Genomic DNA, 19,894 nt, shown 5'->3' with positions numbered 1-19,894 from the left:
CGTGACCTCAGGACCTGGCGCTTCGGAATGATCCCATGACCCCTGTCCACGCGTTTCACCTCGGCTGCGCTTGGGGCATGCCTGCGCGAGGCATGGCTCTGCAGCCCCCGCACCCACCACAGAACCTGAGCCAGAGCCCGGGTTGTGGGCTCTGGCACAGATCTTGGGGAGCGAACGCGGACGGTGACCACTGACGCTTGAGTTTCAAGATCATCGATGTTGTGGGGTCTTACAAGATCTCGACAGTCCCGGGCGGAACCGGCCCCTCGCCCGTGTAGGTGTCGCCCAGTGGCCCCGACGGCGCATCGTCCTCGGCGAGCGTCAGGCTGGGCCAGGGTCCGGCGAGGGTGACGTCGTCCAGGGTGATGCCAAGGTGTTCCAGCACGAGGGCCACCACAGGTGCCATCCCGGCATCCTCTCCTTCGTGCGCGGCGAGCACCGCTTCCACCCGATCCCACCAGGGGCCGAACGGTTCGGACCGGGTGTGCTCCATGCCTGGCTCGAAGTACTCGACGCATGCGCCGTCACGCCAGTACTGGAAGACGTCGATTCCGTCGGTCGTCGCCAGGCTGTATGTCTCAGTGCCGCGAGACAACTCCGCGAGCGATTCTTCCCCGAAGCCGATGCCACCTTCCTCCTCGACGCAGAAGGCCCATTCATCGATCCTCCCGGACCGCAGCAGCGAGACCATCGTGTCACCGGAGTCGCCCGGGACCAGGTCCGAGGCTGTGTCCCAGTCGAGCAGGCGTGCCTGGTCCGGGTCGGCCCCGTACCGGGTGAAGACCTCCTCGGGGCTCACGTCGCGAGTAAAGGTGACACACATCCAGGCCACCGCCCAGCGGAGCGAATCCATGTCCGCGCCTGTCTTCATGTTTTACCTCCGTCGTTCACTTCGGTACCGCTCGCCGGCCCTACCAGGCCGCCGTGTTCCCGGCCATGCGCGTGGCGAGACGGGGAGCCAGGCTCATGCTGCCTGACGGCCGCCTGGTCATGCCGCAGGTGTCGAAGGTCGAGTTGTATGCGGCGATCCGCCGGGACCATCGTCGAGACCGGAACCGACTCCGACCGCCTCGCCAGCACCCGCGCTCGCGCTCGCGCCGATGAGTCGGCCAAGGCCTGCTGACCGCTGCCGTTGTCTGCCTCAAGTGCTCCAGTAGGCTGTGCTGGTCATGGACACGCACGCCGCACTCGAGCAGACCCAGCACGATGCGATCGCTTGTGGTCCGCCGATCCGGCAGCTCTTCCGGGACGTCATCGCCGATCGGCTGCCGGGCTGCCTGCCCCTCCAAGCGGCGATGCTGTTCGACTCAGAAACCGATCCCGCCTGGGACGACCGGACTTTCCTCGCCGAGTTCTACAACGAGATCCTCCACCAGGACACCTGTCAGCCCTACACCGCCGACGGCCTCGCCCTGCTCGCGGCCCTGGCCGTCGACGACCGGATTCCCGCCCAACATCGGTTCCAAGCCGTCGACCTGCTGTTCCGCGCCGCCACCGTCGCTGAGCGTCACCTCGCCGAGACCTGGCCAGCCACCTCGCACCATGCCGATCCCGACAGCGAGGCCCGGGCCTGCAAGGCAGTCCAGTTGCACACCCCTGATCTACTGGCCCGCTGGCCAGCCGAATGCCCCGCAGTTCGGCTGGCCCTCGCCGGCCTCGCCGTCGTCTTCCCGACGGACCGTACCCTGCCCGCCCTGACAGGGCGCCTGCACAGCTTCATGAACCAGCACCCCCAGGGCACCGACATCGGTGACTACGTGCGGTTCGTCCTCGTGCTGGCCGCCCAAGACGACAGCCAGACCCTCGCGATGACCGAGAAACTCACCGACTCCTACTGGACGGGCACAGCGCGCGGAGTGCCGACACGGGCACGAGCTCTCCACCTCCTCGGCCAGATGCTGATCAAGGTCGGAGCTGGACTCACCCGGCCACGCACCGGGCAGTGACGCCCCGCGGGCGCTGCTGATTCTCGTGAACATTCACGGGCCGCAAGATCCGCGACTGCCGCCCAAACCAGCGGACAAACGCTGCCCCTAGAAGTGAACAAAGCCAGTCGACGAAGCCGCTTGGATCGCGCGACCGGGCGTGTGGCGATCGGGGCGTGAGAGCCCGCGAGGTCTGCGGTTGAACGCGGGGTCGTTCGTAGAGGCAAGGGGGCGTGCCGGGAGTGATCGCCGAGGGAACAGCGCGGCTGTCGATCATATGGTCGGGAAGGAGTTTTCGGCTGTGCACCGCCTCGCCCAGCGCCAGCAGCGCGACCGCGCCGCAGCACCGCACCGTGACCACCGCCCCGCCGCCCGCCCGGGTCAGTCCGTGGCGTCGGCCAGGTATTCGGCCCGCCGGGCAGGGGCTGGTACCGCTCCGGGCGGGGATGCCTGCTGGACGAGGACCGGTGTCGGGGCGGGGCGGGGCGAGGTCGTGGGCGTGCAGGCAGGTGACGGCTTCCAAGATCCGGGCGTACTCCTCGGTCGCCCGGCGGAAGCGGGCACGGCCGGCCAGAGCCAGGACGGACAGATAGGCCCTGTTCTCGTATGGCTACGGCCAGATGGCGTTTAGCACTGCGTAACACTCAGGGCTGCGGTGAGAGATGCCGCAGTAAATGCCGGATTTACTGCGACGGAGTCCCTACCGTGATCACTGCGACCTGCGGACTGCGCATCCGGCTGGGCCGCGGCGCCCGCCAGCTGCACTGGGTCAACATCTGGCGCGACCCGGCAGCAGCCGCAGCGGTGAGAGCAGCCAACGACGGTGACGAGACCGTGCCGACCGTCGTCGTGGCGGGCCAGCCACACACCAACCCCGATCCCGAATGGGTGCGCGAACAGCTCTCCCCTTCAGCGTGATCAGAAACCACGACCTACCGGAGAGGCTGTCCTGTGCCACTGAAGATTGAGCGTGTGTCATCGAAATCTGAGTGGCCTGTGTCACTCGTGGTCGCCGAGGGGCGGTCACGAGTACCCCGGGTCGACGACCAGATCGCATCGGGAAGCGGCGGCGTTCTGTCGCATCGCCAGGTGTCGGAGTGCCAAGGGCTCATTCAGCCCGCATCCCGAGCCGCTCGGCCAGGAAGGCGATGATCTCGTCCCGGGCCTGCATGGTGGGGTGACCGTCCTGGTCGACGAGGTGTGCCGTGACGACGCTGTGGGCGCAACCGACGACGTCACGGAAGAAGGGCGGAGGGTTCGTGTTCGCCGTCTCGGCTTTGAGTACGCGGCCGTCGAATGCGTCCCCGAGCAGCGCTCGGTAAGCCGCGAACCGCTGACCAGTACACCACCTGTCGTTGTCGAAGCGGTAGGCGAGAACCTTCAATCCCTCTCGCGCTACGCGTTCAGCCACGGCAGCGGCATCTTCGTCGCTGATCTCCAGACCGCCGGGATCGTCCAGCGGAAGGGACGGATGGTTGACCACTGGTGCGATGACAGCCGGTTCGAGCGCCATGGTCAAGGCGAAGTTGCCGGTAAAGCACAGACCGACGGCACCGACGCCAGGCCCGCCACGCTCGGCGTGCGCCAGGCGGGCGAGGCCGCGCAGCCAGGTGACGACGGGGCTGGTGCCGCCACCGGCGAAGGCTCGGAACTCGGCGCTGACGCAGGCGCGTCGAACGACGGTCTCGCGTGCCTCGGCGAGCGGATAGGCACCGTCGACGCCGAAGAGAGAGGGCAGGTACACGGAGAAGCCGGCATCACGCACCCACCGCGCGAACCGCGCGACGTCGGGGCTGATACCCGGCATCTCGGGCATGAGGATGACTGCCGGTCCTGACCCGGCAACGTACACGGTCTTGTCGACGTCATCGACGCTGACGGCTCTCCGTGAGAAGTCGTCCAAGGGGTCGCTCTGTCCTCGCATGATTGCCATGACCGAGATGATGACGAGCGGCCGCCCCTCTGAGAAGCGGCGGCATCGCCACGTATCACGGTAATATCGCCACCCGTTCGAAGGTGCCGGAGGGACCGCATGAGTCCACTGCGCGTTGGTGTGCTGGCCTACCCCGGCTGCTTCGCGTCGGAGGTATTCGGCGTCCCTGACCTCCTGGCCATGGCAACTCACGTCGCCGCCGCGCAAGGGTCGGTTCAGCCGGCCTACGAGGCGTCGGTCATCTCGCCCCGGCGCCGTGTGATCGCGGCCGGCGGCTCGGTCCTCGATGTCTCGGCGGTGCGCCCGGTGGACGTCCTGATCGTGCCGGGATTCGAGCTTTCGCCCACGCTCGATCTCGACGCGACACTCGCAAACCTGGGACCGGAAACAGCGTCGATTCGATCACAGGCGGCCTCGGGGACCGCTGTCGTATCGATCTGCGTGGGCGCCTTCCTGGTCGCTGAAGCCGGGCTGCTCGACGGGCGCCAAGCGACCACGTCCTGGTTGTTCGCGGATCGGTTCGCCCGCCGGTACGCCGACGTGCGCCTCCGCCCGGAGAGCTTGGTCGTGACCGATCGGGGGGTGACGACCACAGCGGCCTTCAGTGCCATGTACGACTTCGCCCTGCAGTTCATCCGCGAGCACGACGGCCCCCGCGTCGCCCGTAGCACCGCGCGTATCGCGCTTGTTGATGATGCGCGTTCCACGCAGGCTCCCTATGTCGACGCGGGGCTCATACCCACTGTGGGCAGGGAGTTCTCGCTCAGCGTCAAGCGGTGGCTCGACCAGAACCTCAGTGCTCGCTATGACCTGCTCACCCTCGCCCAGGAATTCCACGTAAGCACGAGAACCATGCTCCGCCGCTTCGGCGACGAAGCCGGCGAGACGCCACTCGCGTACCTGCACACGGTCCGGGTGCGTCGAGCCAGACACTTGCTGGAGACGACCGACAGGACCGTCGCGAGCATCGCCGCCGACGTCGGGTACGGCGACCCTGGGGCGTTCAGCGGCATCTTTGCCAGACATACGGGCCAGCGGCCGAGGGAGTACCGCGCGATATTCCATCGCCGCTCTGACCACGGGTCAACCCGACGAACGGAGACTTGAGACCCGCCCACGACGGCAGCAGGCCCCCTCAAGGCCGGGCCAAAGCGCAGGCCTCCGCGAGCTCGCGATCCGGGCCCCGGGGCAGCCGTTGATGCCCCGGGAGTCCCCGTCCAATTGGAGCGCGAGGTGGAGTGCGTCGAGCGGCCTCGCGATGTCGGCGCCGGCGTCGCGGGCAGTGGTGGCGGCAGTCCTCGTCGAGCCGGAGCGCGAAGCGGTCCAGGGTGCGCAGGTTGCGCATGATGTCGCGGCGGATGTCGGCGCTCTGCTCGCCCAGTTCACGGCCGCGCAGGATGACCGCCAGCGAGTCCGGGTCCAGGAGCAGGATCTGGACCCGGGCGCCGTGCCCGGTGGCCGCCTTGATGCCGCGGAAGAGCCGCTCGGAGAACTGCGGTCCGAAGACGCTGGAGAAGGTGTCGAGGACCTTGACGTTCGAGGTCGCGCCGTAGACCTGAGCACTGAACCATTCGTAGTCGAGCCGGGTGTGCTCGCGGACCCGGCCCTCCTGGACGCGGCTGATCAGCGGGCCGGAGCCTCCCACCCATGCGTGCATGAGGTCGTCGGAGAGCCTCGAAGTTCCGTTGGCCATGGGCCTCCGGTGCGTCGTACGGGCCGCGGTGCTCCAGTGCGCGGTGGTGGCGTATACCGGGCGTGGGTCGAGGGTCCGGATCCCTCGGGGCGAGGTTCCGGAGGCGGTGCCCATCGGAAGCGACAGCAGCCGGAGGAGACTGTTGCCGGCCGGTGCGGGTGGGCCCCGAGCAGCCCCTGTAGGGCAGCCGCCCGTGGCTTGGTCGGCTTGGTTGCGAACAGGCCGATCGCGGACTCCGTCAGGGCGCTGCCGTAGGCGTCACCGACCGATCCGATGGATGCCGTGATGCCCTCGCCGTCGAGATGGGTGGCGAGTTTGAACGCGGTGTACCGACTGCCTGCGTCGTTGTGGTGGAGCAGTTGTCCGGGCTGGTGCGGGATCCCTTCGCGGCTGAGCCGCCGCAGGCCCATCTCCAGTGTGGCCGGCACGAGTTCGGTGTGTTCGGTGAGGGCGGCGGACCAGCCGACGATGCAGCGGGAGAGGGCGTCGACGACGAAGGCGTTTCCCGCCAGATCTGGCGGGCTCCGTAGCCACGGCGGTCGGCGTCGAACCCGGCCTGGATCAGCACCTTCGACTCGCGGCTTGCGTGGGTGATGAGGTGGGCCGCGGATTCCGGGGCGGGCCGCCGGCCACGGGTGACCCGCGGGGTGATCCTTGTTCGGCAGCCGGTGGGGTGCCGGTGGAGAGGGTCTGCTCGACGACGGGGCGACCGGTCTCGAAGGCGTCGGCGGCCCGGCGGCCCCGAGGGGCGGTCACGCAGCCACCGCCTCCGCAGGCGGGGCGGTGCCGGGGCGGTACGCCGGCCTCCGGCATAAGGTCAGGCGTGTACAGCCGATCGACACCTCCGGCGCACCGGCCCCGCCCGCAGCGCCCCGGCCCGCCGCGCCGCCGTCGTCGCTGTCGCCGTCGCGGGTGGGCGACTTCATGCATTGCCCGCTGCTCCACCGGTTTCGGGTGATCGACCGGTTGCCGGAGAAGCCGAACGCGGCGGCGGCCCGGGGCGTCCTGGTGCACGCGGTGCTGGAGCGGCTCTTCGACGTCCCGGCGGCGGAGCGCACGGCCGCCCGGGCCATGGTGGCGGGCGAGTGGGAGCGGCTGCTGGCGGCGCGGCCGGAGCTCGCGGAGTTGTTCGCGCGGGGACGGCGGGGCGCCCGCCTCGGAACGGGCCGCGGAGTGGCTGGCCACGGCGGAGCAGCTGGTTGAGCGGTGGTTCACCCTGGAGGACCCGGCCCGGCTGGAGCCCGCGGAGCGGGAGTTGTTCGTCAAGAGGACGCTGGACTCCGGGCTGAGGCTGCGCGGGATCATCGACCGGGTGGACGTGGCGCCGACCGGCGAGGTACGGATCGTCGACTACAAGACCGGCCGGGCGCCTCCGCCTGAGTACGCGGCGGACGCGCTGTTCCAGCTGAAGTTCTACGCCCTGGTGCTGTGGCGGCTGCGTGGCACCGTGCCGCGCAGCCTGCGGCTGGTCTGCCTGGGCAGCGGGGACGTGCTCACTTACGACCTGGCGGAGGCTGATCTGCGGGCCGTGGAGCGCAAGGTGTCGGCGCTGTGGGACGCGATCGGGCGGGTGACGCGGACGGGTGACTGGCTCCCGAGCCCGAGCCGGCTGTGCGACTGGTGCCCCCATCGGGCGCTGTGCCCGGCCTGGGGCGGCATCCCGCCGCCTTATCCCCTGGCTGTCACCACGGGCCCGGCCGCGGGGGAGGGCGAACGCCCGGCCGCTGACGCCGACTGAGACCGGAGGCGTCCGATACCCGCATGCGTGCGGGGGCATTATACGCCTCAGTGCCGACATTCCCACCTTTCCTGCATTTTTCTTGCGAAAAAAGGTGGATTGTTACTTCCGGGGCGCCTAGTCTGGGTGCAGACAGTAATTCGAATACACATTCGATCCGAGTGACGGCCACGCGGGGCACGTCCTGCCGGACGAGGACCGCGTCCCCTGCCGGCCAGGCCCACCCGGAACCGCCGTCGCAGACGCCAGGAGAACGGCGTGAACCTCACCTTCACCACCGCCACCAAGGAACAGGCCAAGGCCCGCATCGCGCTCGCCGGTCCCACCGGGTCGGGCAAGACCTACACCGCCCTGGTCGCCGCCGCCGGGCTCGGCGAGCGGGTCGCCCTGATCGACACCGAGCACGGCAGCGCCGCCAAGTACGCCGACGAGTTCGCCTTCGACACCCTCCCGCTCACGACGTTCCAGCCCACCACCCTCGTCGACGCGCTCGCGGTGGCCGCCCACGAGGGCTACGACGTCATGATCGTCGATTCCCTGAGTCACTTCTGGTCCGGCACCGGCGGGATGCTGGAGCAGGTCGACAACGCGGCCAAGCGCCTCGGGGCGGGCGGCAACTTCGCCGGCTGGAAGGAGGCCCGCCCCCAGGAGCGGGCGATGATCGACGCCCTGCTCGCCTACCCCGGTCACCTCATCGTCACCATGCGCACCAAGACCGAGTACGTCGTGGAGGCCGATGAGCGCGGCCGCAAGGTGCCGCGCAAGATCGGGCTCAAGCCCGAGCAGCGGGAGGGCATCGAGTACGAATTCGACATCGTCGGCGATCTCGACCACGAGAACAACCTGGTGGTCTCCAAGTCCCGGGCGAAGCCGCTGTCCGGGACGGTGCTCCACAGGCCGGGCCCGGAGTTCGCCGAGGCCGTCCTCGACTGGCTGGAGGCCGGCAAGCCCGTCCCCTCCGTTTCCGACTACGTCACGGCGGCCACCGCGCCGGGCGCCGGCCACGAGGAACTGCGCGACCTGTACGAGAGGGCCCGTCGGCACAACCTGCTCGGCGCCGCCGTCCTGGACGACACCGGGGAGACCCACACGCTCGGCCAGCTGATAGTGCGCCACGGCATTGCGGCGGCGAAGAACAGGGTCGCCGAGGACGTCGAGTCCGGGGCCGGGACCAGGCGGGCGAACGGGACCGAGCGGAAGGACAAGTCCGCATGAGCCTCAAGGAGCACGCCACCCGGGTCGCCGTGCTCCGGGTGCTGCGCGACGCCGTCGACGCCGAGTACCAGACCGAGCGCCACGAGGTCCTCGAGGGGCTGCGCGCGGCCCGTGCCGAGCTGAACCTGAAGTCGGTCCGGGTGGCCCTGCCGGACGACACACCGGTCGCCACCCTCACCCTCGTCGACCCCAAACCGACGGTCGTGGTCGCCGACGAAGAGGCCTTCACCGCCTGGGTGGCCGAAAACCACCCCGGCGAGGTGGAGATGCTGGTCCGGGTGCGCCCCAGCTGGCAGCGGCATTTTCTCGCCCGGCTGGCCTGCCTCGAGCCGGTCGCCGACCCGTACACCGGCGAGGCGATCCCGGGGCTGTGTGTGCTGTCGGCCTCCGAACCGCGGTCGTTCAGCCTGCGCCCCCTGCCCGGCGGGCGGGAACGGATCGCCCGCGCCTTGCACATCGGCACCCTCGACCTGCGCCGTCTGCTCCCCCTCGAGGGTGGCGAGGATCCATGACCGCTGTCGTCGCCCACCCCGACCGGGACACGCTCGACACGGTGTGGTTCCTGATCTCCCGAACCGGTCACCTCGATTGTGGCCGCTGGACGTTCGAGGACGACAAGCGGCTGCGGTGCGCCTGCGGGGCCGTCCTGTACGTGTACCAGCAGTCGGCGGATGCGGTGGGAAGCGGCGCGCCGGCGTCAGCCGGGACGTTCCCCCGCAGAAGGGAAGAGCGCATGCTGCCAGCCGAGACGGCCCAGCTCGTCGCCCTGGTCGCGGCGATGTGCCCGTCGATGCACCTGGAAGACACCACGACGGACGCCTGGCACCTGCTGCTCGCCGACCTGGACGTCGCCGATGTACGGGCGGCTGTGATCCGGCTGGGCAGGCAGCGGTCCGATATCGCCGCCGCCGACATCCGCGCCGAGGTGCGCGCGATCCGGGAGGAGCGGCTCGCCCGCAACCCGCTGCCACTCCCGGACAGCGACCCTGACGACCCGCGCCGTTATCGTGCGGAACTTCTCGCGCTGGTGACCGCGATCGCCTCAGGACAGCGAGTTCAGCGCACACCCGCCGCCCCGGGCAGTCCGCCCTCCCACCTCACCGGCTCGAAGCGCGACGCGCGTGTCCGGTCCCTCCGCGTGCCCTGTCCCTGGTGCGGGGCCGCCGCAGGCCGTCCCTGCACCGTCCCCCGGCTCGGAATCCCGCTGAGGAGGGCCCCTGCCCACCAGGCACGGCTCCTCGCAGCCGGGCTCGCCGAGCCCGGGCCGAGGCAGGAGGGGGAAACGAGGTGAACCCGGTGATCGCCCCGACTCGGGGGAAAGCCGCGTACCGGAGCCCTGCCACCCCTCGCCACCGCGACTCCCCTGGAGACCCGCGCCGCCCAGCTCACCCCTCACACCTGGCCGGAGCGGCGCAGCCTCCCCTCCGGGCACCCTCACCACCGGTACGAGGCTGCCCGTCGAACTCGAACCGGCACGGGTGAGGAACCACCCGTCGCACGAGAGGAAAACCGCCATGGTCGGTGAAACCGTCATCACCGTCGTCGGCAACCTGACCGACGACCCCGAGCTGCGCCTCACCCCGTCCGGCGACACGGTCGCGCACTTCACCGTCGCGTCCACGCCCCGCACCTTCGACCGGCAGAGCAACGAATGGCGGGACGCCGAGACGCTGTTCCTGCGCTGCTCGGTCTGGAAGCAGGAGGCGGAGCACGCCGCCGAGTCCCTGACCCGCGGCACCCGCGTCATCGTCCAGGGGCGGCTGCGCCAGCGGACGTACGAGACCCGGGAGGGCGAGAGGCGGACCGTCATCGAGCTGGAGGCCGACGAGATCGGCCCGTCGCTGCGGTTCGCCGCCGTGACGATCACCAAACCCCCGTACACCGCCGTCCCCGCCGGTTCCCGCGGCGACCCCCGTCCTCCCGCCGAGGACCTGTTCACCCCGCCCGGCGGCGGCGAGCGGCCGGTCCCCGCCGAGAGCGGACAGCATGCCCTCCACGAGGAGACGGAGCCCTTCTGACGGGTCGGCGCACCCGTGCGCCGGCCGCAACCACACACCGCACCCATCCGAGGCGGACCCCATGAAGGAACAGGACCGCGAGGAAGCGCTCGAACTCGCCCTCGCCCAGATCGAAAAACGGTTCGGCGCGGGCTCGGTGATGCGCCTGAGCGATGAGCCGGGGGTCCCCGTCGAGGTCATCCCCACCGGCTCGATCGCCCTGGATCTCGCCCTCGGTGTCGGCGGCCTGCCGCGCGGCCGCGTGGTGGAGATCTACGGCCCGGAGTCCTCCGGCAAGACGACCCTGGCCCTGCACGCCATGGCCAACGCGCAGAAGGCAGGCAGGACCACGGCGTTCATCGACGCCGAGTACGGCCTCGACCTCGAGTACGCCAAGCGGCTCGGCGTCGACACCGACACCCTGCTGGTCTGCCAGCCGGACAACGGCGAACAGGCCCTGCAGATCGCCGACACCCTCATCCACTCCGGCGCCCTGGGCCTCATCGTCATCGACTCCGTCGCCGCGCTGGTGCCGCGCGCGGAGATCGAGGGCGATATGGGCGACCCGCACGTCGGCCTGCAGGCCCGGCTGATGAGCCAGGCGCTTCGGAAGATCTCCGGCGCGCTGAGCCACTCCGGAACCACGATGATCTTCATCAACCAGCTGCGCGAGAAGATCGGCGTGGTCTTCGGCTCGCCGGAGACCACGACCGGTGGCCGCGCCCTGAAGTTCTACGCCTCGGTCCGCCTGGACATCCGCCGGATCGAGACCCTCAAGGACGGCACCGAGCCGGTGGGCAACCGCACCCGCGTCAAGGTGGCCAAGAACAAGGTCGCCCCGCCGTTCAGGCAGGCCGAGTTCGACATCCTCTACGGCCGGGGCATCAGCCGCGAGGGCGAGCTGATCGACCTGGGCGTCCAGCAAGGCCTCGTCCGCAAGTCCGGCACCTGGTACACGTACGAGGGCGACCGGCTCGGCCAGGGCAAGGAGAACGCCCGCGCCTTCCTCAGGGACCACCCCGACCCCACCGACGAGATCGAGAAGAAGACCAGGGAGAAACTGGGCATCGGGGCGAAGCCGGAAACCCCGGCGGCGGAGCCCTGGGCGGACAGGGCGAACCGAGCGGCCGCACCCGGCACCGTGCCGTTCGACTCGGCCGCGGCCGGCCGGCGCTCCACCGGGCCGGCCTCGTCGGCCCCGAGCGGTCCGGCCCCCCGCGTCCTCCTCGACGGCACCCCGGACGGATCGTGAAGACCAGCCAGCCGCTCCCTCACTCCGGCGCTAGGCGAACGCCGGTGAACCGGGGCGGCACCATGTTCCCCGGCGCCACCACGCCCCGGGACGAGACGCCGACCCCGGGCAAGACCGCCGTCGGCCGGCCCACTGTGGCGGAGCCGGTCCACCGGCCGGTCGCGGCCGCCGCCGACGGCGAGGACCGGGTCACCGAGGCGGCGTTGCGCCCCAAGGACCTGGACGGGTTCATCGGCCAAGTACGGGTCCGCGAGCAGCTCGACCTCGTCCTCAGGGCCGCGCGGCAGCGGAGCGCCACCGCCGACCACGTGCTGCTCTCCGGTGCCCCGGGACTCGGCAAGACCACCCTGGCGATGATCATCGCCGCGGAGATGGGAGCCCCGCTGCGCATCACCTCCGGCCCCGCCATCCAGCACCCCGGGGACCTAGCGGCGGTCCTGACCTCGCTCACCGGGGGCGAGGTCCTCTTCCTCGACGAGATCCACCGGATGTCCCGGCCCGCCGAGGAGATGCTCTACCTGGCGATGGAGGACTTCCGCGTCGACATCGTCGTCGGCACCGGCCTCGACGCGACCGCCATGTCCCTCGAGCTGCCGCCGTTCACCCTCGTCGGCGCCACCGTCCGGGCCGGCCTGCTGCTCCCGCCGCTGCGCGACCGCTTCGGCTTCACCGCCCACATGGAGTTCTACGACCCGGCCGAACTGGAGCGCGTCATCCACCGCTCCGCCCGGCTGCTGGAGGTGGAGGTCGAGCCCGCGGGCGCCGCCGAGATCGCCGGCCGCTCCCGCGGCACGCCCCGCATCGCCAACCGGCTGCTGCGCCGGGTGCGGGACTACGCCGAAGTCACCGCGGACGGAGCGGTCACCCGCCAGATCGCGTCCGCGGCCCTGGGGGTCTACGAGGTCGACGGTCGTGGCCTGGACCGCTTGGATCGGGCCGTACTGCACGCCCTGCTGAAGCTGTTCGGTGGCGGACCGGTCGGTCTGTCCACCCTCGCGGTCGCCGTGGGGGAGGAGCGGGAGACGGTGGAGGAGGTCGCCGAGCCGTTCCTGGTCCGGGAGGGGCTGCTGGCCCGGACGCCCCGGGGGCGGGTCGCGATGCCCGCCGCCTGGGCCCACTTCGGGCTCGTACCGCCGCCCGGGCCGTCCCGGGCCGCGCCCCCGGGACACCAGAATGGCAATTCCGGACAGGATGATCCGCCCGGAGGCCGCACCGGACGGACCACCTCCCCGGCCGCCCCAGGGCACCGGCCCTCGCGACGGTGAGACCCATGGCTGCCCGTACGAGAACCGCCAAGAACCGGCCGTCCTACCGCTGCACCGAGTACTTCTGGCAGAAGCCGAGCTTCTTCGGGGAGTACGGGCCAGGTAGAGGCCGCTACGGAACTGCGGGGAACGCAGCTTCTGCCAGGCGCTGTTCCAGTAGATGTCCGTCGTGACCAGCACCAGGAGGCACTGGGCCCAGGCGTTGGCTGTGCTGGACCTGTGCTGGATGCTCAGCCCGTGGCCGAGGTCACCGACGGCCGGCAGGCAGCAGCTGGTCAGCAGCGTGTACCGCACCGCGTTGGGACTCTTGAGATACAACAGCTCCATCGAGGCTCCCGCCAGGACCAGCAGGACTGCCGGCCTAGGAGCAACGCCGCAGGCCAGGGCGAAGGCGGCGACGGTCCGTGCGATGAGCGCGGGCCGGTAGACGGTGACCAGAAGACGGGCCTTGGCCGGGCCGAGGCGCTGCTGTGCCAGATACGTGCTGAGCGAGGTGGCAGCGAACCGGTCCCAGCCATCCTGGCCGAAGGCGAGGGCGAAGCGCAGCGTGCACACGGTCCCGAAGATGATCCGGAACCACTGGAGCCGTCCGGGGTCGGTGGGGTTCTGGAAACCTGAGATGAGGGCGTCAAAGAACCACACGGCTGCCCCTTACTTCGATGGTCTGTTCGCCTCGCGCGGACAGGACGCGGCCGTGTCCGTCGATCCGGTCGTACCGGTCGCTCGCGGTGAGGTGATTGATGATCGTCTGGAGTTGGGGCGGGCCGAGGACGAAGCTGCCCGGGGACAGATGGGCGTAGACGTTCACGGGTTCGGTGCGCCCGTCCTTGGTGGTGCCGGTGAGCGTGATGATCGTGAAGGTGGCCCGGCAGAACATCCTCCAGCGCAGCCAGCGGCGGGTGAAGCCGGTGACCATCCATGCCACCAGGGCGGTGGTGACGGCGAGTTGGGCAGCGGACAGCACGGATCCGTGCATGGTCAGGAACCTCCGGGCGGGGAGGGCGAAGGTGAAAGGACGGGCGTCCCCTGAGAGGCGGGGCGCCGCCCTGGGGTCAGAGCTCGGGCTTGGGGAGTCGCTGCATCAGTGCGGCGGCGGCCTGTTCGAGGGTGACCTTCTCGTGCAGCAGGGCGGAGATCACCTCGGTGATCGGCATCTCGACGCCGTGGGTGTGGGCCAGGGCGAGGATGGCCTTGGCGGACTTGACACCCTCGGTGGTCTGCCGGGTGGCGGCCGTCGCCTGTTCGATGCTCAGTCCGTGGCCGAGGTGGGTGCCGAAGGTGCGGTTGCGGGAGAGAGGGGAGGTGCAGGTGGCGACCAGGTCTCCCAGGCCGGCAAGTCCTGCGAGGGTGCCCGGGTGGGCGCCCATGGCCACCGCCAGCCGGGTGGTCTCCGCCAGTCCGCGGGTGATGAGCATCGCTGCGGCGTTGTCGCCCAGGCCCATGCCCGTGGCGATGCCGACCGCCAGCGCGATGACGTTCTTCACCGCGCCGCCGAGCTCGCAGCCGATGACGTCGCTGCTGGTGTAGGGCCGGAAGTAGGGGGTGTGGCACGCCTGCTGGAAGCGGCGGGCGGCATCCTCGTCGGGGCAGGCGATGGTGGCGGCGGCAGGCTGGCCGATCATGATCTCGCGTGCCAGGTTCGGGCCCGACAGCACGGCGACCCGGTTGGCGCTCACGCCGGTCACCTCGGTGATGACCTGGCTCGCCCGGTCTCCGCTGCCCAGCTCGATGCCCTTCATCAGCGACACGATCACGGTGTCGGGCCCGATGTACGGCGCCCAGGCGGCGAGGTTGGCCCGCAGAGACTGCGCGGGGATGGACAGCACGAGGTAGTCCGCACCGTCCAGCGCAGCGGCCGCATCGGTCGTGGCCGTCAGGGAAGCGGGCAGCTCGATGTCCGCGAAGTAGCCGGGGTTACGGTGGACGCTGTTGATGGAGTCGGCGATCTCGCTGCGGCGGGCGTGCACGGTGACGGTGCTGCCTGCATCGGCCAGGATCTTGGCGACGGCTGTACCCCAGGACCCGGCGGAGAACACCGCCGCACGGGCGGAACGCTGGCTCACTGCGGGGTTCCTTCGCTGCACGCGGCGCTGGCGCCAAGATGCTCGGGCCCGGTCATCCTATCGGCCACGCCCGCTGCCGTCGGGGAGACCGCGGGGCGGCGCAGGGTCAGCAGGACGGCGCGGCGGCCGGGCAGGGCAGCATGGTGCGCCTCGCGCAGCATGTTCTGTGCCTGGATCTCGCCCAGCTCGTGCCGTGGTTCGCCGGCGTGGGTGATCCATAGTTGGTAGAGCCGATCCCGCATGCCGGGTTCTGCCGGGCGCTCGTCCACGTGCTCCACCACGAGCCCGGCCCTGTGGGCCTGCTCTTGCCAGACGGGTTCCGCGCCGCACCGCAACGACCGGGACAGGATCAGCCGGCCACCCACAGCCAGGACGCAGCCGAACTCACGGACCGCCGCGTCCCGGTCGGCAGCACGGCCGGGGCCAGTCCAGAAGCCGGACGCGGCAGCCTGGGCCGGTAGTACTCTCCCCTGGCCACGACGCACGGCCGAAGACTCCCGTGCCTCATGGGCGTGCACAGGCGGGTTGTCAGCCGTTCGCGGAACGGTGATCTGCAAGCAGGAGCGCCAGCGGCCCCGCGGGAAGGAGGAACCGCCCGTCGCGCACGGCCTGAAGCGCATCGGCCATCGGCCATCGGCCACCACGACAGCTTGAAGTCCTGCTCCGTCTCGGTGAGTTCCCGGACGCCGAGAGTCAAGTCTCGCGCTTCGTAGATGTAAACGCGCGCCGGAGAACTCAGCGTGACAACGTGCGAGCCCAGCTGCCGGACCGGAGCGGCAGGTTGGAAAGAGCTCACTGTGTCAGGATCGACTTTTGAACAGATCCGTACAGTGAATTCGGGACAAGATCGGGCAGGAAGTGGGGTCCGGCCGTCCGTCACCCCGCCGTGCCGTGATGCTTCCGTTGTCGCATGCCGGTGAATTCGGTAATTTGAACAAATGTCTGATGTGATGGTCATGCGGTACTCGGGGTGGACCTTCGCATTCGACGGCCGGTCGTTGACCATCATCCGACGTGGGATGCCATGGCGCCGAAAACGGGTCGAGCACCTGCCGCTCGGCCGGCTCCGTGCCTGCTACCTCCGCAAGTCGGAGAGCCACGACATCGAAAGCCTCGGTTTCTGTCTGGTGTACGACACCGACGCGGTGCTGATCGGCATCAACCGGCAGTACTACGAAGGCGACGCCTACTGGTTCGCCAAGTACCTCAGCGAGGCGATCTGCGAGAGGCTGCGCTGGGTCTTCAACAACACCATCGGGCTCGGTCCGCATCCTGAGGCTGAACTCCTCCGGGTTGTTCGGCCGGCGCTGCAACTCCATCCATACAGCTTCAGCATGGGTGACGTGCCTTATCGTCTGGCTGCGTTGCGCAAGGAGGACCCCATGGTGTCGGGCCGCCAGATGCCCGGTCCGACCCGGCCCTCCGACCTGCAGACCAACCACGACAGCACGTTGGACCCCACCCCACCGAACTTCGAGAACTGGTGGACCTTCGTCGAGCACATCCGCGCCGGCTACGAACCGATGGACGACCCGGGCTGGGAGGAAGTCGTCCAGGATCTACGGCAAGGCCGGCAAATGATGACCCAGAGCAACTGGAAGCAGTACAACCGATCAGGAAACCGGAAGCCGGGCGCCTAGCAGTTCGGACCGGCCGAGTTCCAGGAGGCGCCCTGTCCAGCTGCGGCCCCGGCCGCCGTTGTCGCCCCAGAAATCCGAGTCCGTGTCGTCGTAGAGCAGCGTTGCGTCACCCGTGGCCCGCAGGACCGCGGCGAGGTCAGGGTGCTGCTCGTACTTGGCGCGTAGCAGTCGGGCCATGACTGCGGTGCGGGCCTGCTCCCAGCCTTCACGCCTCAGCGCCGCAGTCGCGAGAGTGCCGTCAGCCTGTCTCAGCGGTCACGGCCCCGGCGCGGGCCTCCGTTCGGCGATGGACTGGGCCCGGTAGACGTGCGCCACCGATGGGTAGGTGGCGTCGCTCGGATGATGGATGTGGGGTAGTCACTTTGGCCTGAGCAAGAGGCAGCAGCGGTTCGAAGTCCGTCTTCAGGACCTTGTTCATCCGCCTGCCCGTGCGGATCAGCAGCATGAGGGCGTGAAACGCATGCCGGTCATTTGTGCCGCCTTCGGCTTTGGGAGCGGCCAGCGCGCCGGAGCCTGGTCCCCTTCGTCATCCAGCGCCGCGGCGAGGAGGCCGCGTCGGCCGACTTCGTCTTCACCTGTTCTGGCCCCGGCCGGTACCGGTTGCGCTACCTCGACGAGGATCCCCGCGACCGCGACCTGCACGGCGTGCTGTGGGGCCGCTGTTCCTTCAACCCAGTCGACGGCCAGGGCTGCCCCACCGGTGAACCCGAGTGGAAGATGATGCATCCCTTCCGCCAGCGCATCACAATGCAGTCCCTGCGCTGCCAGATCTGCACCGAACCGGCTCGCACCCGCTTCGGCACCGTGTTCCTCGCCGGGCCGCACGACCTCGACCTCGAGGCCGACACGGTACTGACCAATCAGCCGCCCGTGTGCGCTCGCCACGTCAAAGCCGTCACCCGGCTCTGTCCCCACCTCGCAGACCAGCCACGGGTCTTCCTCGCGCGCAGTGCACCGCTGTACGGGGTCATCGGCGTCATCTACGGCTACAGCCCTGAACACGGCACCCACGTCATCGCACAGCCTGACATGCCACTGCCCGGTCTGCCACGGCCCCTACCGCTCAGGCAGATCACGCCAGGGGGCTCCGGTCCGCAGCCGCCACAGCACCCTGTTGACCACCTGCCGGTGATCACGCCACGGACGGCCGCGCCCGTCCACCTGCGGCAACAAGGGCTCTACTCGCTCCCACGCCGCGCCAGTCAACTCACCTCTACCAGTCACAAGATCAATTATCGGACGATCCCTGGCCGGAATCGGGCGCGAAGTTCGGTACGAAGAGGCTCAGTCGGAAGGTGGTCGGCCGTACCAGGCGCCCACAGAGCATGTCCACCCGCACCGCCGTCCAGTCGATCTGCGCGTCCGACGCTTGGAGACGGCGGATGTGAGCGCGCCATTGCAACTCGTCCTGAGTCTCGAAGAGCACCTCCCAGCGACCCGCATCAGGCGCGAAGCGAGCAGCCGCCCGCCGCGCCTCGTCCTGCTGCTGACGTTGCCTCTGACGTTTCCTCTTCCTCTGCCCTGGCACCGGTCCAGCATCGCTGAGCCCCGCCATCGCAGCAAGGCCATTACCTACTGCTCGAAACCAACACGACGTTGATCATTTGTTAGACAGGCTCTAGTGCTGGATTCCTCTTTGGCTGGGTGTATGTCCTGGTGGCGGGGTAGTTGAGGGTGCTCGGGGCAGGTACTGGGCGATGGTTTTATGTGCACGACTGGAGCTGGACGAGGGTGAGCGGGCAGTCGTTGGCCGGCCGTCGCGGGCGCGGAAGGCTCCGCGGGATGTGGTGATGCGGGCCCGGATGATCGAGTTGAGCTGGTCGGGGTTGCGGGTGCTGGCGATCGCGGTGGAGCTGGGCTGCAGCCAGAAAACGGTCCGCTGCTGGCTGCACCGTTTCAACCGATCGGGCTTGCAGGGCTTGGACGATCTCGGCGGGCAGGGCCGCAGGGCGACGCATCATCGAGCAGGAATGATCCTGGATGATTTCCCTGGTCAAAACCGTGCCTCCGGGGCGACTGCGGTGGGAGCCCGTCGGGGAACTGTGGGCCTTCGATGAATCGGGACCGGCCGAGTGGACGCTGGATTCCCTGGCTGCGGCAGCACGGGCCGAGGGGATCGAGGTGGGCCGCTCTCAGGTGCACCGCATCCTGCTCGCGGAAGGTGTGCGGTGGCGCCGTACCCGGTCCTGGATGCGGTCGAAGGACCCAGGATTCGTCCCCAAAAGACTGAGCCGGTGCAGGACATGCGCCGGAGCGTCGGCGATCCACTCGCCGACCGCCAGCAGCGAGGTCGCGCCGGTCAGCACGGCACACGCGGTGAGGGCCAGGACGACTGCCATGGCGTGGCGCACTCCGCGTGGATCACGCGGGTCCGGCACCCGGGACAGCCGTTCCAGCAGGTCTGGAACCTTCTCCGATGCGGCCTCGGGCTGCCGGCGGAGCTGGTCAAGGACAGGCGGGATCAGGAATGACACTTCGGCAGGCACGGTCTTCCACTCGGATCACGGGGCGTCGAGAACTCCATGATCTTGGAAGTCCGTGCCTGTCACGCTTTCAGGGGCCCGCCGGGCAGGCAGATCATCATGACCCGGGCAGCGGCCGACTGCGCCGAAGCCTTGCACCCCCACCCTGCACACGCACCCGGGAAGGCTTTCCGGCAGACCCGGAAACAAGATTCCGGACATTCTTCTCCCTGGCGAGCTAGAGGAACTTACCGCATGCCCTGCGGGCTTTCCGGACAGCTCACCCCGCGAAATTGCGTGGCCGGGAAGTCAGGACCAGGACCCGCATGACCAACACCCGCTCGCGCGCCGGTCACACGCTTCCTGATGCTCAGTCAGTTTCGTCAACTCCCAAAGGTTGTACAGGAGTTGAGAGAGACATGTCACTTCAGCCGTGAAGATCAACTCTGGACAGGGGTCTGAGCCCCATGGTTCGATTCCGCAGACGAAGCGGCTTCGGAAAGGGCCCCTTTTCCGCGCGTGGCACGGTGAAGTGAAAAGTGCCCGCGACGGGGACGTTCCGGCCGGGACGCGGGGGGGGGGGGGGGGGGGGAAGCCGCAATCGCACCAAAGGCACCTTCACGTCTTCTTTGAACCATGTTCCGGCCCACCGGCCGGTAATGACGAGTTTGGGGATCGAATGAAGGAACGCACCGAATCCGCGACGAAATC

21 protein-coding genes and 2 pseudogenes are annotated in these 19,894 nt (G+C 69.3%); 13 read left to right on the top strand and 10 right to left on the bottom strand.

Going from position 1 to position 19,894, the window contains the following annotated elements:
* Positions 1–229: 229 nt before the first annotated feature.
* Positions 230–871, bottom strand: coding sequence for a DUF6461 domain-containing protein (locus tag ACH4S8_RS44465; protein ID WP_398404954.1), 642 nt, complete (start codon positions 869–871; stop codon positions 230–232).
* Positions 872–1,169: 298 nt separating this feature from the next.
* On the opposite strand from ACH4S8_RS44465, the gene ACH4S8_RS44460 reads away from it, so the two are divergent.
* Positions 1,170–1,946: a hypothetical protein gene (locus ACH4S8_RS44460; RefSeq protein ID WP_398404952.1), complete on the top strand. Its 777-nt coding sequence runs from the start codon at positions 1,170–1,172 to the stop codon at positions 1,944–1,946.
* Between the two features lie 705 nt (positions 1,947–2,651).
* Positions 2,652–2,843: pseudogene (locus ACH4S8_RS44455) on the top strand (hypothetical protein); the annotation flags it as partial.
* 190 nt (positions 2,844–3,033) lie between these two features.
* On the opposite strand, the gene ACH4S8_RS44450 reads toward ACH4S8_RS44455, so the two are convergent.
* Positions 3,034–3,858, bottom strand: coding sequence for a dienelactone hydrolase family protein (locus ACH4S8_RS44450; RefSeq protein WP_398404950.1), 825 nt, complete (start codon positions 3,856–3,858; stop codon positions 3,034–3,036).
* 99 nt (positions 3,859–3,957) lie between these two features.
* Between ACH4S8_RS44450 and ACH4S8_RS44445 the strand changes: the two genes are divergently transcribed.
* Positions 3,958–4,965 carry a GlxA family transcriptional regulator gene (locus ACH4S8_RS44445; protein ID WP_398404948.1) on the top strand — a complete coding sequence of 336 codons (1,008 nt, stop codon included), beginning with the start codon at positions 3,958–3,960 and terminating at the stop codon, positions 4,963–4,965.
* Positions 4,966–4,993: 28 nt separating this feature from the next.
* Here ACH4S8_RS44445 and ACH4S8_RS44440 read toward each other — a convergent pair whose 3' ends face one another.
* The gene (locus ACH4S8_RS44440; protein WP_398404946.1) at positions 4,994–5,551 is read right to left on the bottom strand and encodes a hypothetical protein; all 558 of its coding nucleotides are present in this window, start codon (positions 5,549–5,551) and stop codon (positions 4,994–4,996) included.
* Positions 5,552–6,475: 924 nt separating this feature from the next.
* Here ACH4S8_RS44440 and ACH4S8_RS44435 point away from each other — a divergent pair.
* The 8 genes and pseudogenes from ACH4S8_RS44435 to ACH4S8_RS44400 all read left to right on the top strand — a co-directional run bounded on the left by ACH4S8_RS44435 (position 6,476) and on the right by ACH4S8_RS44400 (position 13,445).
* Positions 6,476–7,289 (top strand): annotated as a pseudogene (locus ACH4S8_RS44435) (RecB family exonuclease).
* Between the two features lie 258 nt (positions 7,290–7,547).
* Positions 7,548–8,504, top strand: a complete 957-nt coding sequence (locus ACH4S8_RS44430) for an ATP-binding protein (RefSeq protein WP_398404944.1) — start codon at positions 7,548–7,550, stop codon at positions 8,502–8,504.
* Positions 8,501–9,016 (top strand): hypothetical protein, encoded by a 516-nt coding sequence (locus ACH4S8_RS44425; RefSeq protein ID WP_398404942.1) that lies wholly within the window; start codon positions 8,501–8,503, stop codon positions 9,014–9,016. Before ACH4S8_RS44430 ends, ACH4S8_RS44425 begins: the two co-directional genes overlap by 4 nt.
* Positions 9,013–9,795, top strand: a complete 783-nt coding sequence (locus ACH4S8_RS44420; RefSeq protein ID WP_398404940.1) for a hypothetical protein — start codon at positions 9,013–9,015, stop codon at positions 9,793–9,795. Before ACH4S8_RS44425 ends, ACH4S8_RS44420 begins: the two co-directional genes overlap by 4 nt.
* Positions 9,796–10,018: 223 nt before the next feature.
* Entirely contained in the window at positions 10,019–10,522 is a 504-nt protein-coding gene (locus ACH4S8_RS44415) for a single-stranded DNA-binding protein (protein ID WP_398404938.1), read from the top strand.
* Positions 10,523–10,583: 61 nt separating this feature from the next.
* Positions 10,584–11,753: a recombinase RecA gene (gene recA, locus ACH4S8_RS44410; protein ID WP_398404936.1), complete on the top strand. Its 1,170-nt coding sequence runs from the start codon at positions 10,584–10,586 to the stop codon at positions 11,751–11,753.
* Between the two features lie 62 nt (positions 11,754–11,815).
* Positions 11,816–13,018 (top strand): Holliday junction branch migration DNA helicase RuvB, encoded by a 1,203-nt coding sequence (gene ruvB / locus ACH4S8_RS44405; RefSeq protein ID WP_398404956.1) that lies wholly within the window; start codon positions 11,816–11,818, stop codon positions 13,016–13,018.
* Positions 13,019–13,187: 169 nt separating this feature from the next.
* Positions 13,188–13,445, top strand: coding sequence for a hypothetical protein (locus ACH4S8_RS44400; protein WP_398404934.1), 258 nt, complete (start codon positions 13,188–13,190; stop codon positions 13,443–13,445).
* Between the two features lie 201 nt (positions 13,446–13,646).
* On the opposite strand, the gene ACH4S8_RS44395 is transcribed toward ACH4S8_RS44400, so the two are convergent.
* The 3 genes from ACH4S8_RS44395 to ACH4S8_RS44385 form a co-directional block, all read right to left on the bottom strand.
* Positions 13,647–13,994: a hypothetical protein gene (locus ACH4S8_RS44395; protein ID WP_398404932.1), complete on the bottom strand. Its 348-nt coding sequence runs from the start codon at positions 13,992–13,994 to the stop codon at positions 13,647–13,649.
* 76 nt (positions 13,995–14,070) lie between these two features.
* Positions 14,071–15,081 (bottom strand): NAD(P)H-dependent glycerol-3-phosphate dehydrogenase, encoded by a 1,011-nt coding sequence (locus tag ACH4S8_RS44390; RefSeq protein ID WP_398404930.1) that lies wholly within the window; start codon positions 15,079–15,081, stop codon positions 14,071–14,073.
* Positions 15,078–15,323, bottom strand: a complete 246-nt coding sequence (locus tag ACH4S8_RS44385) for a hypothetical protein (protein ID WP_398404928.1) — start codon at positions 15,321–15,323, stop codon at positions 15,078–15,080. Before ACH4S8_RS44385 ends, ACH4S8_RS44390 begins: the two co-directional genes overlap by 4 nt.
* A gap of 696 nt (positions 15,324–16,019) precedes the next feature.
* Here ACH4S8_RS44385 and ACH4S8_RS44380 point away from each other — a divergent pair.
* On the top strand, positions 16,020–16,721 hold the full coding sequence (locus ACH4S8_RS44380) for a hypothetical protein (protein WP_398404926.1): 702 nt from the start codon (positions 16,020–16,022) through the stop codon (positions 16,719–16,721).
* Here the strand turns inward: ACH4S8_RS44380 and ACH4S8_RS44375 are convergent.
* From ACH4S8_RS44375 to ACH4S8_RS44365, 3 genes are all read right to left on the bottom strand, one after another.
* Positions 16,695–16,898 (bottom strand): hypothetical protein, encoded by a 204-nt coding sequence (locus ACH4S8_RS44375; protein ID WP_398404924.1) that lies wholly within the window; start codon positions 16,896–16,898, stop codon positions 16,695–16,697. The genes ACH4S8_RS44380 and ACH4S8_RS44375 overlap by 27 nt on opposite strands.
* A gap of 258 nt (positions 16,899–17,156) precedes the next feature.
* Positions 17,157–17,732 (bottom strand): hypothetical protein, encoded by a 576-nt coding sequence (locus ACH4S8_RS44370; protein ID WP_398404922.1) that lies wholly within the window; start codon positions 17,730–17,732, stop codon positions 17,157–17,159.
* Between the two features lie 45 nt (positions 17,733–17,777).
* On the bottom strand, positions 17,778–17,945 hold the full coding sequence (locus ACH4S8_RS44365) for a transposase (protein ID WP_398404920.1): 168 nt from the start codon (positions 17,943–17,945) through the stop codon (positions 17,778–17,780).
* A 473-nt stretch (positions 17,946–18,418) separates the two neighbouring features.
* On the opposite strand from ACH4S8_RS44365, the gene ACH4S8_RS44360 reads away from it, so the two are divergent.
* Positions 18,419–18,778, top strand: a complete 360-nt coding sequence (locus tag ACH4S8_RS44360) for a helix-turn-helix domain-containing protein (protein WP_398404918.1) — start codon at positions 18,419–18,421, stop codon at positions 18,776–18,778.
* 75 nt (positions 18,779–18,853) lie between these two features.
* On the opposite strand, the gene ACH4S8_RS44355 is transcribed toward ACH4S8_RS44360, so the two are convergent.
* Positions 18,854–19,060, bottom strand: a complete 207-nt coding sequence (locus ACH4S8_RS44355; protein ID WP_398404916.1) for a hypothetical protein — start codon at positions 19,058–19,060, stop codon at positions 18,854–18,856.
* Positions 19,061–19,894 lie beyond the last annotated feature (834 nt).

The organism is Streptomyces sp. NPDC021080, assembly GCF_044333225.1.
Taxonomy (GTDB): Bacteria; Actinomycetota; Actinomycetes; order Streptomycetales; family Streptomycetaceae; genus Streptomyces.
The sequence above is the reverse complement of the archived record's forward strand: the minus strand, read 5'-3'. Positions and strand labels throughout refer to the sequence as shown.